This window comes from Enterococcus moraviensis ATCC BAA-383 (genome assembly GCF_000407445.1).
GTDB lineage: Bacteria > Bacillota > Bacilli > Lactobacillales > Enterococcaceae > Enterococcus_L > Enterococcus_L moraviensis.
The window spans coordinates 618,730-634,402 of record NZ_ASWB01000003.1 but is presented as its reverse complement, the minus strand read 5'-3'; the positions used below and the strand labels follow the sequence as shown (position 1 = coordinate 634,402).

At 37.0% G+C, this 15,673-nt stretch carries 14 protein-coding genes; 12 read left to right on the top strand and 2 right to left on the bottom strand.

The features are described from left to right. The first annotated feature begins 314 nt into the window (after positions 1-314). The 6 genes from menB (at position 315) to menC (ending at position 7,738) form a co-directional block, all read left to right on the top strand. Positions 315-1,130 carry a 1,4-dihydroxy-2-naphthoyl-CoA synthase gene (gene menB / locus I586_RS13075; protein WP_010762126.1) on the top strand — a complete coding sequence of 272 codons (816 nt, stop codon included), beginning with the start codon at positions 315-317 and terminating at the stop codon, positions 1,128-1,130. Between the two features lie 18 nt (positions 1,131-1,148). After that, entirely contained in the window at positions 1,149-2,618 is a 1,470-nt protein-coding gene (locus I586_RS13070; protein ID WP_010766618.1) for an o-succinylbenzoate--CoA ligase, read from the top strand. Further along, positions 2,615-3,997 (top strand): isochorismate synthase, encoded by a 1,383-nt coding sequence (locus I586_RS13065; protein WP_010766617.1) that lies wholly within the window; start codon positions 2,615-2,617, stop codon positions 3,995-3,997. The genes I586_RS13070 and I586_RS13065 overlap by 4 nt, the downstream gene beginning before the upstream one ends. After that, the gene (gene menD, locus I586_RS13060; protein ID WP_010766616.1) at positions 3,981-5,702 is read left to right on the top strand and encodes a 2-succinyl-5-enolpyruvyl-6-hydroxy-3-cyclohexene-1-carboxylic-acid synthase; all 1,722 of its coding nucleotides are present in this window, start codon (positions 3,981-3,983) and stop codon (positions 5,700-5,702) included. The genes I586_RS13065 and menD overlap by 17 nt, the downstream gene beginning before the upstream one ends. Further along, positions 5,703-6,545, top strand: a complete 843-nt coding sequence (menH, locus tag I586_RS13055; RefSeq protein ID WP_010766615.1) for a 2-succinyl-6-hydroxy-2,4-cyclohexadiene-1-carboxylate synthase — start codon at positions 5,703-5,705, stop codon at positions 6,543-6,545. 83 nt (positions 6,546-6,628) lie between these two features. Beyond that, a complete protein-coding gene (gene menC / locus I586_RS13050; RefSeq protein ID WP_010766614.1) occupies positions 6,629-7,738 on the top strand; it encodes an o-succinylbenzoate synthase in 1,110 nt (369 codons plus the stop codon). A 49-nt stretch (positions 7,739-7,787) separates the two neighbouring features. Here menC and I586_RS13045 read toward each other — a convergent pair whose 3' ends face one another. Next, entirely contained in the window at positions 7,788-9,317 is a 1,530-nt protein-coding gene (locus I586_RS13045; RefSeq protein WP_010766613.1) for an AMP-binding protein, read from the bottom strand. Positions 9,318-9,623: 306 nt separating this feature from the next. Between I586_RS13045 and rpsF the strand changes: the two genes are divergently transcribed. The 6 genes from rpsF to dnaB all read left to right on the top strand — a co-directional run bounded on the left by rpsF (position 9,624) and on the right by dnaB (position 14,982). Beyond that, the gene (gene rpsF, locus I586_RS13040) at positions 9,624-9,926 is read left to right on the top strand and encodes a 30S ribosomal protein S6 (RefSeq protein WP_010766612.1); all 303 of its coding nucleotides are present in this window, start codon (positions 9,624-9,626) and stop codon (positions 9,924-9,926) included. 49 nt (positions 9,927-9,975) lie between these two features. Beyond that, complete coding sequence (ssb, locus tag I586_RS13035; protein ID WP_010766611.1) at positions 9,976-10,527, top strand: single-stranded DNA-binding protein; 552 nt, start codon at positions 9,976-9,978, stop codon at positions 10,525-10,527. Positions 10,528-10,552: 25 nt separating this feature from the next. Further along, the gene (gene rpsR, locus I586_RS13030) at positions 10,553-10,792 is read left to right on the top strand and encodes a 30S ribosomal protein S18 (RefSeq protein ID WP_010762117.1); all 240 of its coding nucleotides are present in this window, start codon (positions 10,553-10,555) and stop codon (positions 10,790-10,792) included. 191 nt (positions 10,793-10,983) lie between these two features. After that, positions 10,984-12,960: a DHH family phosphoesterase gene (locus I586_RS13025; protein WP_010766610.1), complete on the top strand. Its 1,977-nt coding sequence runs from the start codon at positions 10,984-10,986 to the stop codon at positions 12,958-12,960. 59 nt (positions 12,961-13,019) lie between these two features. Further along, the gene (rplI, locus tag I586_RS13020) at positions 13,020-13,472 is read left to right on the top strand and encodes a 50S ribosomal protein L9 (RefSeq protein ID WP_010766609.1); all 453 of its coding nucleotides are present in this window, start codon (positions 13,020-13,022) and stop codon (positions 13,470-13,472) included. Positions 13,473-13,611: 139 nt separating this feature from the next. Next, positions 13,612-14,982, top strand: a complete 1,371-nt coding sequence (gene dnaB, locus I586_RS13015; RefSeq protein WP_010766608.1) for a replicative DNA helicase — start codon at positions 13,612-13,614, stop codon at positions 14,980-14,982. A gap of 60 nt (positions 14,983-15,042) precedes the next feature. Here the strand turns inward: dnaB and I586_RS13010 are convergent, their stop codons facing one another. Then, on the bottom strand, positions 15,043-15,591 hold the full coding sequence (locus I586_RS13010; protein WP_010766607.1) for a GNAT family N-acetyltransferase: 549 nt from the start codon (positions 15,589-15,591) through the stop codon (positions 15,043-15,045). Between the last annotated feature and the right edge of the window lie 82 nt (positions 15,592-15,673).

Sequence of the window (15,673 nt, the reverse complement as noted above, 5' to 3'; positions counted from 1 at the left end):
TTTAGGGGGTTATTGTTTAGTTTGGTGGGTATTATTATATGAGCAAAATTTAGGTGGAGGATTGTGTTGTGCTATTTATTTCTTTTTCATGTGCACCTAATAGTACATGAAATACATATTTTAACGAACAGGAATATAAACAATTTTAAATTCTTCTGATTTCGCTTCATATGATTTTTCACCACTCTCTAAACCCTCTATCATTCTAAAACTTGCATATTTGTGTATAATAGAAGCATTGAAAACAAATATAGTATCGCAGGCTAGACTTTCGATAAAGTGTTGATCACTAAAAATTATAGGGAGGTTTCCTCATGAGAAACTGGACAACAATCAAAGAATACGACGAAATTTTATTTGAACAAGAAGGAAAAGTAGCAAAAATTACGATTAATCGCCCTCAAGTTCATAATGCTTTTACACCAAAAACAGTCATGGAAATGATTGACGCATTCAACATCAGCCGTGATAAACAAGATGTCGGTGTGATTATCTTAACCGGTGCAGGAGACAAAGCATTTTGTTCAGGTGGAGACCAAAAAGTTCGCGGACATGGCGGGTATGTAGGCGAAGATAGTGTTCCTCGTTTAAATGTATTAGATTTACAACGTTTGATTCGTGTGATTCCAAAACCTGTCATTGCGATGGTCAAAGGATATTCGATCGGCGGCGGAAACGTCCTTCAACTTGTTTGTGATCTAACGATTGCTGCAGATAATGCTAAATTTGGTCAAACAGGACCCAATGTAGGCAGTTTCGATGGCGGTTATGGCTCTGGCTATTTAGCTCGTGTGGTTGGTCATAAAAAAGCGAAAGAAGTTTGGTTCCTATGTAAACAATATTCAGCTGAAGAAGCGCTGGATATGGGCTGGATCAATACCGTAGTTCCGTTGGCAGATGTGGAAGATGTTACGATGGAGTGGGCAGAAGAAATGTTGAAGAAAAGTCCACTTGCATTGCGCATGATCAAAGCGTCATTAAATGCTGATACAGATGGACTAGCTGGAATCCAGCAATTAGCAGGAGATGCAACATTACTGTATTACACAATGGATGAAGCAAAAGAAGGACGCGATTCATTTAAAGAAAAACGTGACCCTGATTTCGATCAATTTCCTAAATTTCCATAAAATAAAAAGGTGAAAAATATGCGTAATTGGCTGCAAAAACAAGTAAATCAAAGACCAGATCATCCTGCTTTTTATTGGCAGGATGAAGTATGGTCTTTTACTGAAGTGGAACAAGAAGTTAAACAATGGGCAGAAGTATTTTCTTTAGAGATTCCAACTGAAGAAAAACGAGTGGGCCTATTTAGCCGTAATTCAAAAGAAATGTATTTTTCCATTCTTGCATTATGGGAGTTGGGCAAAGAGTTAGTTTTCTTGAATACACATTTAAGTATACAAGAACTTAGCTATCAGTTATCAGATGCGCAAGTCAATTTTATTGTAACAGCTACGGAGAGTCTAACGTTTCTTGCCGAAGTGGATGCTGTAACATTGATTGAGATGGTCTGTCCTGGAAGTAAAAAAGTATCTACAATTGAAATAGTGAATACTTATCAACTTGAGGCATCCGCTTCAATCATGTATACATCAGGTACGACAGGAAATCCTAAAGGCGTTGTGCAATCTTTTAGTAACCATTTAGCTAGCGCTTTGGCAACACAAGAAAATATGAATATTACAGTAGAAGATTGTTGGCTTTGCCCAGTCCCGCTATTTCATATCAGCGGATTGTCGATTATTATTCGTCAACTGGTTTTGGGATGTAGTTTTCGTTTATATAGTAAATTTGATGCTAAAACAGTGACAGATGACTTAACTCAAGGTAGAGGAACGGTGATTTCTGTTGTAGCGGTCATGTTACAAGAATTATTGGAAAGCTACCCTGCAACGGGGTATAGTCCCCAATTTAAAGCAATGTTACTCGGTGGCGGACCGATTTCTCCCAAAGCGTTAGAAACATGTGAAAGCTATAAAATACCTGTGATTCAATCGTATGGAATGACCGAAACCTGTTCACAAGTCGTGGCATTACGTTTTGGAGATGCTGCGAGAAAAATGGGTTCTGCTGGGAAACCGTTGAAGGGTATATCACTTAAAATCGTTGATGCTAAAGAGCAACTATTACAACCAAATGAAGTCGGGGAAATTCTATTAAAAGGGAAGAATGTCATTCGGCACTATTTAAATGGCGAACAATGGCAAACCGTAAAATGGACGGCAGACGGCTGGTTTAAAACGGGAGATATGGGGTATCTAGATGAAGAGGGCTATCTTTATTTGGTAAGCCGTTTAAGCGAATTGATTATTTCAGGCGGGGAGAATATTTATCCTACAGAAATTGAGCACGTTTTACAAGAATTTCCAGGAGTAAAAGAAGTTGCAGTAGTTGGTGAGCCGGATGAAAAATGGGGTGCAGTCCCAGTTGCATACATTGTAGGTACATCAACAATCACAAGGGAAGAGGTAAATACTTTTGCCGAAAACTATTTAGCAAAATATAAACTCCCTAAACGAATTTATTTATGCCACTCTCTCCCAAAAACGGCGAGTGGAAAATTAGCGAAGCACCGCTTAACAACAACAGAAAGGGAGGCTTTTTTAAACAAATGAGCATTCCTAAAGAATTAGAACAAGCCTATGAAAATGGCTATCGTCAATTTAGTTGGATCAAAGAAATAAATGAAACGTCAGTTTCTTTGCGTACCTATTTTGAGAAGGGGCAAAAACGTTTCAAAGGAGCACGTTTTTATTGGCAAACAGCCGACAAAGATTTTACGTTAGCCGGCTTTGGAAAAGAAAAAGAATTGACGTATGATCAGGCCTCGTTTGAACAAGTAGATGCATTTATTCTAGGAGAACAAGACAAAATCTATCAAAATCTTTCTGTTACAGGAGCAGGAGCTCTTTTATTCGGTGGATTTGCTTTTGATAGTAAACAATCTGGAAAAAATGATTGGGGTCGGATGGAACAAGGACTTTTTTATTTGCCAACTTTTTTACTTACTGAAGCGAAAGAAAAGCAATACCTTACGATGAACTTTACTGCTCAAAGCAGAGATACGTTACAGCAAAAGTGGTTGGAACTTGCAGACCAATTCGCAAAACTAGCGAGTACAGAAATACTAGAAAAAAAGGATCATGCACAAATAAAAGCAGAAGAAATCGCTGTATCTGAATGGATGGCAGTTGTTGATGATACTGTAGCTAAATTGAAAGAAGCAGGTCCGTTAGAGAAAGTTGTTTTAGCTAGACGAATGGAAGTAAAGAGTGACCAAGTATTTCAAGCAGATATTATCTTAAAAAATCTTCAAAAACAACAAACAAATACGTACTTTTTTGTTTTAGAATCAGATGAACAGACGTTTATTGGAGCTACACCGGAACGCTTATTAAAGGCCTCTAAAAAGATGTTTTCAACAGCTAGTATCGCGGGTTCTGTTTCACGTGGAACAACACAAATCGAAGATGAATCATTGGGTAATTACTTGTTGAATGACATGAAAAATAAGCAAGAACACAAAATAGTTGTAGATAGAATCGTCAAAGAATTAGAAGCGATGACAGGAACTACGATTCAGGCTCAAACACCACATCTATTAAAAAATCGGGATATTCAACATCTATACTTACCGATTGAAGGGGAGCGGAAAAAAGACTACCGATTCCTCACAGGAATTCAACAACTCCATCCAACGCCTGCTCTAGGTGGCGAACCAAAGGAGTTAGCTTTGATGTGGCTTAAAGAGCATGAGCAATTAGATAGAGGATTGTATGGTGCACCAATCGGGTGGGTAGCAATCAAAGAGGATATTGGTGAGTTTGCGGTAGGAATTCGATCGGCCGTATTTTCTGGGAAACGCGGTTATTTATATGCTGGGTGTGGTATTGTCAAGGATTCTCAAGCAGAGCAAGAAAGAATAGAAACAAAAATTAAATTTCAACCGATGTTAAGAGGAATAGGTGGGGAACGTCATGACAAATCAGAGTGATACGACAAACTATTTACAAGCTTTTGTTGAGGGGATGATCAGCAGTGGAGTAGAACAGGCTGTGATCAGCCCGGGCTCTCGTTCGACACCACTAGCATTGCTGTTACATCGCCAAGAAAAAATCACAACATTTGTTGAAGTCGACGAACGTTCGGCTGCATTTTTTGCTTTAGGATTAAGTAAAGCTAGCGGTAAGCCAGTTGCGTTATTATGTACATCAGGAACGGCTGCTGCAAATTATTATCCAGCCATTTGTGAGGCAAATGCTAGCCATATTCCGTTGATTGTTTTGACCACAGATCGGCCACATGAATTGCGTCAAGTCGGTGCGCCGCAGGCAATGGATCAATTCCATTTATTTCAAAGTCATGTAAAAGAATTTATAGAAATGGCAATTCCAGAAGGAACTAAGGCGATGCTGGATTATTCATATTGGCAAGGAATGCGCGTAATAGATACAGCGTGTCAAACACCAAAAGGTCCTGTTCATTTAAATTTCCCATTAAGAGAGCCGTTGCTACCCGATTTGAATCAGGCACTGATTGCTGAAAAAACAACTAAAATAGTTGTTGGCAAAAAGCAATTATCTGAGGACGAACTAATCAAGTTTGTGGACGCATGCCAAGGAAAAAAAGGAGTTTTGGTGGTAGGGGGAAGCCATACACCAGAAGAGGCTAAAGTATTTATTGAACTAGCAGAATCATTGAATTGGCCGATCCTTAGTGATCCATTAGCAAATATCACTGCTTGTGGCAAAGATAGTTCTTTAATTATGAGTTATGCTGACCTGTTTATTCAAGAAGTCGAAATGAATCAATCCCCAGAAGTAGTCATTCGATTCGGCATGGTGCCTATTTCAAAAAACACAATGTTTTGGCTGCAATCACTTAGTGAGACAAGTAAAATCTATTTTGTTGACGAAACTGGTGAATGGCAGGACCAACTAAAACAGACTCAAGTGGCTATTCAAGCGGAAGAACAGCTATTTGCGAAGGCAATCAGAGATAGGGTTAAAATAAAAACGACTGATTCATGGCGAGATCAATGGATTAACTGGCAAGAAATAACTGCACAGCAATTAATGAAACTTAGCGAAATGAAGACATTAAATGAAACATCAGCAAGCATTCTTGTCCATAAAAAAATGGCAAAAGATGGTCAATTATTTGTCTCAAACAGCAATGCGATTCGTTTTTTAGATCGTTTTTCATCACCCGAAAGTAATCAGTATCAATTATTTGGGAATCGTGGAATCAACGGAATCGATGGTATTGTTTCAACTGCTTTGGGCATGTGTGCAACGCATCCAAATCGCCAAAATGTATTGCTGATTGGAGATTTGGCGATGTATCATGATATGAATGGATTATTACTGGCTAAACGGTATAATTTACCGTTAACGATTGTTTTGCTAAACAATAATGGTGGTGGTATTTTTTCTTTTCTTTCACAACGTCAATTAAAATCGGATGATTTTGAACCAATTTTTGGTACGCCCATCGATTTAGACTTTTCTTTAGTTGCTCAATTATATGATGCTGAATACACAAAGGCAGAGAGTTTAGAGCAGTTGGAACAGTTGTTAGAAGCGACGCAAACACAAGCGAAGTTTCAACTGATTGAAGTTGTCGGTGATCGTCAGGAAAATGTGTTACTCTATGAAAAAGTTATTGGTGGATTGACAGAGAAGCTGGGTAAAAAATAAATGAATATTACGATAAACAAAGTAAATTACTATTATGAGTGGCTGTCAGTCTACAAGCCAGATCGTCCAACTTTAGTTTGTTTGCATGGGTTTACTGGAACTAGCCAAACATTTGCTCCTGTTTTCCACAAAAAAAATGAGATGAATATTTTAGCAATTGACTTAATAGGTCATGGCCGTACAGACTGCTATGTTCACCCTTATCGCTATCAAATGGAGTGTTTGTGTCAAGATATTGCGATAGTTACGGAAAGACTGGGTATAATACAGTTCTCTTTATTAGGCTATTCAATGGGCGCTAGAGTGGCTTTAGGCTTCGCGTGTCTATTTCCTCAAAAGGTTCAACAACTAATCTTAGAGAGTGGTTCTCCTGGCTTAAAGAGCGAAGATGAGCGAATGATACGTAAACGTTCAGATGAACATTTAGCTAGTTTCATTATGAGCCATTCTATTGAAACATTTGTCGAAAAATGGGAAAATCTGGCTCTTTTTGCTAGTCAAAAGCGATTATCGTCTAAAATACAAGAAACACTACGTAAAGAACGATTATCCCAACAAGCATTTGGTTTGGCTTGTAGTTTATGGTTTATGGGGACTGGCGTCCAACCTGATTTTTGGGACGAGCTATACAAGATAGTTGCGCCTACCTTATTGATAGTTGGAGATTTAGATGTTAAATTTCAAATTATTGCCCAAAATATGCAAGAGAGACAACCGAAAGTATCAATCGAAATCGTAGAAGACGCAGGTCATTGTATTCATTTGGAAAAACCAGAGATATTTGAGGAAGTTGTTTATACATTTTTATCTAGCGCTACAAATCAATCCTTAGGACATAGATAAACCGTCAGTGAAACAAAAGCGTTTCACTGGCAATTTTCTACAGGGTTCTTGGTTTGTTCTGCTTTTAAAAGGAGGAAACCACATTGGAAATTCAGCGTATTGATCGTTATCGTGTTCGATTGCCTTTACGAATTCCTTTTGAAACAAGTTATGGACGTCTAACAGAAAAAGCTTTTGATATTTTACTTGTGACAGACGAATTGGGGAATCAAGGTATTGGAGAACTGGTTGCGTTTGAACAGCCGGATTACATAGAAGAGACAATAGATACTGCTCGAACAATTATTGAAAAACATTTAATTCCGTTGTTGGTGGATACAGATATTCAACATCCTAAAGAAGTTGCAGGTCTTTTTGATGGAGTGAAAGGCAATCAAATGGCTAAATCTAGCCTTGAAACCGCAGTCTGGGACTTATACGCAAAACGTAGTAATAAAAGCTTGAAAACCTATTTTAATGATACTAGAGCGCAGATTCCAGTTGGTGTTAGTATTGGGATACAAACCGATCTCACTAAATTGATAGATCAAATTACAAAGTATATTGATCTTGGGTATAAAAGAGTTAAATTGAAAATACGACCAGGCTATGATTTGAAACCAATCGAAGCAATTCGAAAGAAGTTTCCTGATATTGCACTAATGGTAGATGCTAACTCCGCCTATACCATTAAAGACATTCATCACTTGCAGCAATTAGATGCCTATAATTTAGCAATGATCGAACAACCCTTTGCAGCGAATGATTTTCTAGACCATGCATATTTGCAAAATGAAATCCAAACAGCCATTTGTTTAGATGAAAATATTCGAACGTTGAGAGATTGTGAGTTGGCATTTTCTTTGGGGAGTTGCCGTAGCATCAATTTAAAAATACCAAGAGTAGGCGGTCTTACAGAAGCTATGAAAATAGTCGATTTCTGTAAAGAAAAAGAGATACTGGTTTGGCTAGGTGGCATGTTTGAATCGGGTATAGGAAGGGCATTAAATCTACAATTTGCTTCTCAAAAAATCTTCACGTTTCCAGGAGATATTTCAGCTTCGGATCGCTATTACTATGAGGATATTCTGACGGAACCTATTGAGATTAGAGATGGGGACATCAGAGTGCCAGATGGATTAGGAATAGGCGTTGATTTATCCCAAAACACGTTATTAAAGTATGGTGTTTACGATACGCTATTTATTAAATAAAAAGAATCATAGGCTGTTTTATGCTAGCCTATGATTCTTTTTTCTATAATTATTTCTGCTCTTTTAAAGCTTTTTCAATCTGTAATCGTTGTACTTTCATTGTAGCTGTACGAGGAATTTCATCCCAATCCATAATAATCGGTTTGTTCAAATGAGGTAAATCAGTCACTTGTTCCCACCAAGCATCCCAGTCCATTCCTTGTTTTGGATCAACGGCTAAGATTGGTTGGGGAGAGTTATCTTTCGCTCGAACAATAATCACTTCTTGAAGAAAATCAAGGGCGTCTAATAGGTGATCTTCGATCGCTAAATTACTATCGATTTTATCAATCAAGTCTACTTGACGATCTTTAAGGAATAAATGGCCATTTTCATCCATGAAGCCATAATCACCACTGTCCCACCAAGGGCCAAAGACAGTTGCTTGGAAGCGATCATCTTCTTTATAGTAGGTCAGTGCACGTCCCTTAGATAAAAATTGGATGTGTCCATCCGTCATAGCGGGTAAAACAGTCCCATCTTTATCTGCGATTCGTGCTTCAGTTAACCCTTCTAACCCAACACCCATATCACGAGCATCGGATGTTTTAAGCGATTCTAAGGTATGTGCTTTTAAGATCATAGGTCCGCATTCACTTTGTCCATAAACTTGAAGAAAAATTGGATCATTTTTCTCTGAAGCTTTTAAGAAACTTGCCATCGTAGCATTGTTGATTGCATCAAAAGTAGAGTGATAATAACGAACACTTGCGAAAGCTTCGGGTTGTCTTTTTGCTAAAGATGTCCACTGAACGAAATTATTTGGATGAGTTTCAACTGCAATCGGTTGGTATTCTGAAAGCATTTTTGCTACAGAATCACTATTAGAAATCGATAACGGCATTAACGGAAAACCCATGGCCATTAAAGAAGAAATTCCAATATTAAACCGAGAGTGAACGGGCGATATATGAAAACCAACAAGTTTCTTCTCAGCAATTTTTGTAAAAATCGTCTTTTGCCATTTTGTACGCCAGCCCATAGAATTAGCAGAATGACAAATGAGTTTAGGAATGCCTGTTGTACCAGAAGTATGTGTCATATAAGCAATCATATCTTTGGGTAATTCTACTTGGGAAACTTCATTAGCAGGTGCTTGTAATAGTTTTGCAACTGAAATCTGTTTTTCAGAAGAACTATTCTTTACTTTTGCGATTTTTTCTGCTGTTTCATCATCAAATAAGATAAACGGATTTTCCAATCTATCAACAAAAACTTCAATTGTTTCAGGGGGAAAATGATAAGAAATCATCACTGGAACAGCTCCTAAGTAAGAAGCAGCAACAGCTAATAAATACGTATCGAATTTTGAGCTTTTGAAAATAATGATTTTATCCTCAGCTTTTACACCTAAACTAGCCAGTTGATAGGCACGATTTAAAATGGCTTCGTGACTTAATTGATACGTGTAACTTGTTCCAAGTTCAGGAAAAGCCGGTAAAGATTCATCATGAATAATGGCAGTCTCTGGGTTATTACGTGCAGCCTCAAGATAATTCGTGTACAAGTTGAGTGGTCGGTATTCTAACAATTGATTCAATGTAACAGCATCCTTTCAAACTACGTTAAAGTATTTGTGTAATTTCGAACAAGGATAGTATAACATGAAAAATAAATAACCTAAATTATAAGCAATAGAAATAAATTCATTGATTTTTGCGTATATTAAAGTAAGACACGAGAGAAAAATGAATGATAAAAAAAATGATCAAAAATTGCTAATAACGCTTGATTTTATCAGCTTTTAGCTGTATAATGAAACATTGTGAGTAGTCTATAAATTTTAGATAACTCTCCTTGCTCTTAGCAACCTAAGAGCCTAAAGTCCATAGGGAGGTGAAAATCAATGAGTCAAGTTACGAATTATGAAGTTATGTATATTATTCGTCCGAACATTGATGAAGAAGCAAAAACTGCTTTAGTAGAACGTTTCGACACAATCTTGAAAGATAACGGAGCTGAAGTTATCGAATCAAAAGATTGGGAAAAACGCCGCTTAGCATATGAAATGAACGGATTCCGTGAAGGCATCTATCATATCGTTAAAGTATCTTCTCCATCAACTGCAGGAGCAATCAATGAATTTGATCGTCTTGCTAAAATCAATGACGATATTATCCGTCACATGATTATCAAGGAAGAAGTATAACCAAATTGTTTCACGTGAAACATTTGGATTGACGAAAGGAGATGTTTAAATGATTAACAACGTTGTATTAGTTGGAAGACTAACAAAAGATCCCGATTTACGATATACATCTAGTGGTTCAGCAGTTGCGACATTTACTTTAGCAGTAAACCGTAACTTTACGAATGCAAATGGAAATCGTGAAGCAGATTTTATTAACTGTGTGATTTGGCGTAAACCTGCTGAAACAATGGCAAACTATGCGCGTAAAGGTACATTATTAGGCGTAACTGGTCGTATTCAAACTAGAAATTACGAGAATCAACAAGGTCAACGTGTTTATGTGACTGAAGTTGTATGTGAGAATTTCCAGTTGTTGGAGTCTCGTTCTGCATCAGAACAAAGACAAACAACAGATGGATCAGATTCAACACCAAGCTATAATGCTGGTGGCGGAAATAGTTTCCAACCACAGAATAATAATTTTTCAGGACAAAACAATTTTAATCAATCATCCTCTCAGTCTAGCAATAACGGTATGCCTGATTTCGATAGAGATTCTGATCCATTTGGTGGGACAGGTTCAACTATTGACATTTCAGATGATGATTTACCATTCTAAACGAATTTGATAGGAGGGAATAAGAATGGCACAACAAAGAAGAGGCGGACGTAAACGTCGTAAAGTCGATTATATCGCTGCTAACCATATTGAATATATTGATTATAAAGATATTGAATTACTTAAAAAATTCATTTCTGAACGTGGGAAAATTTTGCCACGTCGTGTAACAGGTACTGGTGCTAAGAACCAACGCAAATTAACAATTGCAATCAAACGCGCACGTATCATGGGCTTATTACCATTTGTTGGTGAAGAGCAATAATATAGAATTTACTTAGAGGTCAAGGACTAGTTCTTGACCTCTTTTTTTATTATAATAAATTACTATAAAGATAGTAATTAAAAATGAATAATCTGATTCCGTATGTTTCACGTGAAACATTTTGGGTTCGCAGAATTGTTCTTTTTATGCTAAAATAATCTTATCTGCAGAACAATGGAGGAGTCTTAATAATGAAAAAAAATGGTATGAATCGGATTTTGGGTTCTGTATTCGTCCTCTTTTTATTAGAAGTAATGCTGTTTTTCTTCATATCTAATAAATACATAACCATAACTGGATTATTGTTACTTAATCTTATCTTGATAAATCGTGTTTATTATCTAATTAAAAAAATTGAGATATCTAACACTGAAAAGATTAGAGAAGCAAGTACGCTTGCGGAGAAATCGTTGGACTATGCATTTAATGAAGTGTCGGTTGGAATCATCAATTACGATCCAGATACAAAAGAAGCAAAATGGTTAAACCCGTTTGCGGAAGATATTTTTCATAAAGATGGACAAACGCTTATCAGTCCAGAATTAATACAAACATATGTATCACGTGCTGAAAAAGGGAAGGATATATTTAAAGTTGGCAATAATGTTTATCGTTTCAATATTGATACAAACCAAAATACGATAACCTTTAAAGATATTACTGAAGAGAGTAATTTATATCAAGAAAAATTAGAAATGCAGACAGCGATTGGAATTGTATCAGTTGATAACTATGATGATATTACAGATAGTATGGATGAAAAAGAAATCTCTTACTTGAACAGTTTTATCACTACAATGGTATCTGATTGGATGGATGAATATCAAGTTTTTTATAAAAGACTGAATGCAGAACGTTATTTTTTTATTGCGCAGTTAGAAGATATTAAAAAAATGATGGATTCTAAATTCCAAATTTTAGATAAAATCAGAAAAGAATCAAGTACAAGAGAGATACCGATTACACTGAGCATGGGCATTTCATACGGTGGTGAAACATTAAGTCAAACAGGGAATACCGCCCAAACTAACCTAGACACAGCCTTAGTAAGAGGCGGCGACCAAGTCGTAGTTAAAGAAGCGAAAGACAATGCGAAACCAATTTTTTATGGTGGTAGAACAGCTTCTGTAGCAAAGAGAACGCGTGTTCGTTCTAGAGCAATGAGTACTGCAATTCAAGGGATTTTGGCAGAATCATCTGATGTTTATATTATGGGACATCGCTTTCCTGACATGGATGCAATCGGTTCGGCTTTTGGTATGGCGCGACTAGCAAAATTTCATAATAAAGAAGCTTGGGTCGTGCTAGATAAAAATGAGAGTATTCCTGATGTTGAACGAGTAATGGCTGAACTGGAGAAATATCCTGAGCTGGCGAAGCAAATCATCACACCAAAGGAAGCAATGAAACGAAAAACAGACAGTAGTCTATTGATTATGGTTGACTACCATAAACCGTCACTTTCGATTTCGCAAGAGCTATATGAGCAGTTTGATAAGGTAGTAATTATCGATCATCATCGCCGTGGAGACGAATTTCCTGCCAAACCATTACTCGCTTATATTGAATCTTCGGCATCATCTGCTTCGGAATTGGTGACAGAATTGATTGAATATCAGAGTAATGCGCAAAAGCGGTTGGATAAACTTGAAGCCACATTATTATTGGCTGGAATTGTTGTTGACACAAAGAGCTTTAGTGTTCGGACGACTGCACGTACGTTTGATGTAGCCAGTTATTTAAGAACTTGTGGCGCTGATTCATCTTTAGTACAATATTTATTAAGCTCAGATTTAACCAGTTATTTGGAAATGAACAGTTTAATTGCCCAAAGTGAATATGTTACGCCAGATACTGTCATTGTAACTGGCAGTGAAGAAAAGGAATACGACAGCGTAACTGCAGCTAAAACAGCTGATACCTTGTTATCAATGGTTGGAATCAATGCGGCCTTTGTTATAACTAAGAGAACTGACAAGCAGATTGGGATCAGTGCACGAAGTAATGGATCAATAAACGTCCAACTAATTATGGAAAATTTAGGCGGTGGTGGTCATTTCACGAATGCTGCGGTACAATTAACTGGTATGACAGTATCTGAGACAAAAGAGCAGTTGCTGAAAGTAATCCATCAAAATATAGACTTAATGTATGATCCGGCTCCTTAAACAACTAGAGTTTAAAAGAAATTATGGATTATTCATTATATACAAGGAGGAATAATAGTATGAAAGTTATTTTTTTACAAGACGTTAAAGGCAAAGGAAAAAAAGGGGAAGTGAAAGAAGTACCTACAGGATACGCACAAAATTTTCTAATCAAAAACGGGTACGCTCAAGAAGCGAATAAAGGGAGTATCAGTGCTTTAGCTGGACAAAAGAAAGCACAAGATAAACACGAAGCGGAAGTTTTAGCAGAAGCGAAAAAAATGCAAGAATTTCTAGAAAAAGAAGAAACTGTTGTAGAGCTTAAAGCGAAGGCTGGAGAGGATGGACGTCTCTTTGGATCTATTCCTTCAAAACAAATCGCAGAAGCCTTAAACAAGCAATATAAGGTCAAATTAGACAAACGTAAGCTAGAACTATCACAACCGATTCGTTCACTAGGCTTTACAAAAGTACCAGTTAAATTGCATCATGAAGTAACAGCAACAATCAAAGTTCATGTTGTAGAAGAATAATGTCAAAAAACAGAGCATAGTCTCTGTTTTTTCTTATCTTCAATCCAAAATGATATAATATTGTCATTGTACTTTTCGGTTATTTCTTGTTAAAATGAAAAGACTGAAAAGCGTAATTTGAGCTATAGGAGAGAAAAAAATGAATGAAGTATGGCAAGATCGAGTACCGCCCCAAAGTATGGAAGCAGAGCAGGCCGTTTTAGGGTCGGTTTTTTTAGATGCTGAGGTTATTATCGATGCTTTAGAATACATAGAACCAAAAGATTTTTATCGCCGTAATCATCAATTGATTTTTCAGACTATGCTTACCTTGAATGATCGAAATGAAGCGATTGACGTTATTACGATCAAAGATCGTTTGGAACAAGAAAACCTATTAGAAGACGTGGGCGGTTTAAGCTATTTATCTGATTTAGCATTAGCTGTACCGACTGCTGCGAATATTGTTTACTATGCAAAAATCGTCGAACAAAAATCATTACTGCGTAACTTGATTCAGACTGCTACTGAAATTGTGACTAAAGGGTTTGAACAAGGTGAAGATGTTGAAACAATACTAGACGATGCAGAACGCAGTATTTTAGAAGTTTCAGAGAAAAGAAATCGAAGCGGTTTTTTATCAATCGCAGATGTATTGAATACCTCGATTGCAAATATTGATCAACTTTATCAAAATGATGAAGAAATCACAGGATTGCCAACTGGCTATCCGGCCTTAGATAAAATGACTGCAGGACTACAAGCGGAAGAATTGATTATTTTAGCGGCTCGTCCAGCCGTAGGTAAAACGGCTTTTGCCCTAAATATTGCCCAAAATATTGGAACAAAAACAGATCGTTCTGTTGCTATTTTCAGTTTGGAAATGGGTGCAGAATCATTAGTTAACCGGATGCTGTGTGCGGAAGGTTCGATTGAAGCTGGACACTTACGAACAGGTCAGCTATCAGAAGAAGAGTGGCAAAACCTGATCATTGCGATGGGAAGTTTATCTAGAGCACAAATTTATATCGATGACACACCAGGTATTAAAATTACCGAAATCCGAGCAAAATGTCGTAAACTAGCACAAGAGCGTGGCAATCTAGGCTTGATTTTGATTGATTACCTGCAACTGATTGAAGGAACTGGTCGTGAAAGCCGCCAACAAGAAGTATCAGAAATTTCTCGTCAATTGAAGAAGCTAGCAAAGGAATTAAAGGTTCCTGTTATCGCCTTATCTCAATTATCTCGTGGTGTGGAACAACGTCAGGATAAACGTCCTGTGTTAAGTGATATTCGTGAGTCTGGATCAATCGAGCAAGATGCGGATATCGTAGCTTTTCTTTATCGTGATGATTACTATGATCGCGGGGAAGAAGGCGAGGATGGTGCTCGTGAAGAACCAGAAATCGACAATGTGATCGAAGTGATTATCGAGAAAAACCGGAGTGGTGCTCGAGGAACTGTAGAACTGTTATTTATTAAAGAGTTCAATAAATTTGCGTCACTATCACCGAGAGAAGAATTCTAAATAATAGATAGAAAGATAGCCCAAGTAAGTAGTTACTGAAAACTTACTTGGGCTATCTTTTTAATTGAAGTCTGCTTTTAAAAGAGAATATTTATTTAAATCCCTAAACTCATTATACATAATAACTTCTGCTTTATCGGTTCCAACAAAAGAGAAACCATTTTTAATCGCAACGGCATTACTTGCCTTATTTTCAGTATCAGCTCGAATACTTAATTTATTTAATCCCATATCTTCAAACCCAATTGCACAAACCTTTTTCACTACTTTTGTCATAATACCTTTATTGGTTTGAGATGAATGAAGCCAGTAACCAAGCTCAGCCTTTTTATTAGCAGCGTCAATAAAATGTAAATCAATACAGCCGATTATTTTCTGACCAAACGCAATGATAAATAAGCGGTCAGTCCCCTTGACATAGCCTTCTAATTTCATTTTGATATAGTGCTCCTGTGGTTCAAAAGAGGTTGAAGAATCCACAAAATCAAGGAATCTCCTCAAATGCTCCCGATCTGAATCAACCACTTCAAAAAGTTCCTGAGCCATCTCGAGAGTTGGCTGGACTAAAGATAGAGATTCGTCAATCTCCAAACAAAAAGAATGTTTCATATCCCGAATAGACCTCCTATTAAGTGTATAGTGTATTGTTTATGATTATAACAAAGCGAGAGTTCTTTACAAGAGAATAAAT

What these genes read in the sequence shown, in the direction of transcription:
- menB (WP_010762126.1), top strand. Translation starts at nt 315, where the DNA reads ATGAGAAACTGGACAACAATCAAAGAATACGACGAAATTTTATTTGAA.
- I586_RS13070 (WP_010766618.1), top strand. Translation starts at nt 1,149, where the DNA reads ATGCGTAATTGGCTGCAAAAACAAGTAAATCAAAGACCAGATCATCCT.
- dnaB (WP_010766608.1), top strand. Translation starts at nt 13,612, where the DNA reads ATGAATGAAGTATGGCAAGATCGAGTACCGCCCCAAAGTATGGAAGCA.
- rpsF (WP_010766612.1), top strand. Translation starts at nt 9,624, where the DNA reads ATGAGTCAAGTTACGAATTATGAAGTTATGTATATTATTCGTCCGAAC.
- rplI (WP_010766609.1), top strand. Translation starts at nt 13,020, where the DNA reads ATGAAAGTTATTTTTTTACAAGACGTTAAAGGCAAAGGAAAAAAAGGG.
- I586_RS13010 (WP_010766607.1), bottom strand. Translation starts at nt 15,591, where the DNA reads ATGAAACATTCTTTTTGTTTGGAGATTGACGAATCTCTATCTTTAGTC.
- menH (WP_010766615.1), top strand. Translation starts at nt 5,703, where the DNA reads ATGAATATTACGATAAACAAAGTAAATTACTATTATGAGTGGCTGTCA.
- I586_RS13025 (WP_010766610.1), top strand. Translation starts at nt 10,984, where the DNA reads ATGAAAAAAAATGGTATGAATCGGATTTTGGGTTCTGTATTCGTCCTC.
- ssb (WP_010766611.1), top strand. Translation starts at nt 9,976, where the DNA reads ATGATTAACAACGTTGTATTAGTTGGAAGACTAACAAAAGATCCCGAT.
- I586_RS13065 (WP_010766617.1), top strand. Translation starts at nt 2,615, where the DNA reads ATGAGCATTCCTAAAGAATTAGAACAAGCCTATGAAAATGGCTATCGT.
- rpsR (WP_010762117.1), top strand. Translation starts at nt 10,553, where the DNA reads ATGGCACAACAAAGAAGAGGCGGACGTAAACGTCGTAAAGTCGATTAT.
- menD (WP_010766616.1), top strand. Translation starts at nt 3,981, where the DNA reads ATGACAAATCAGAGTGATACGACAAACTATTTACAAGCTTTTGTTGAG.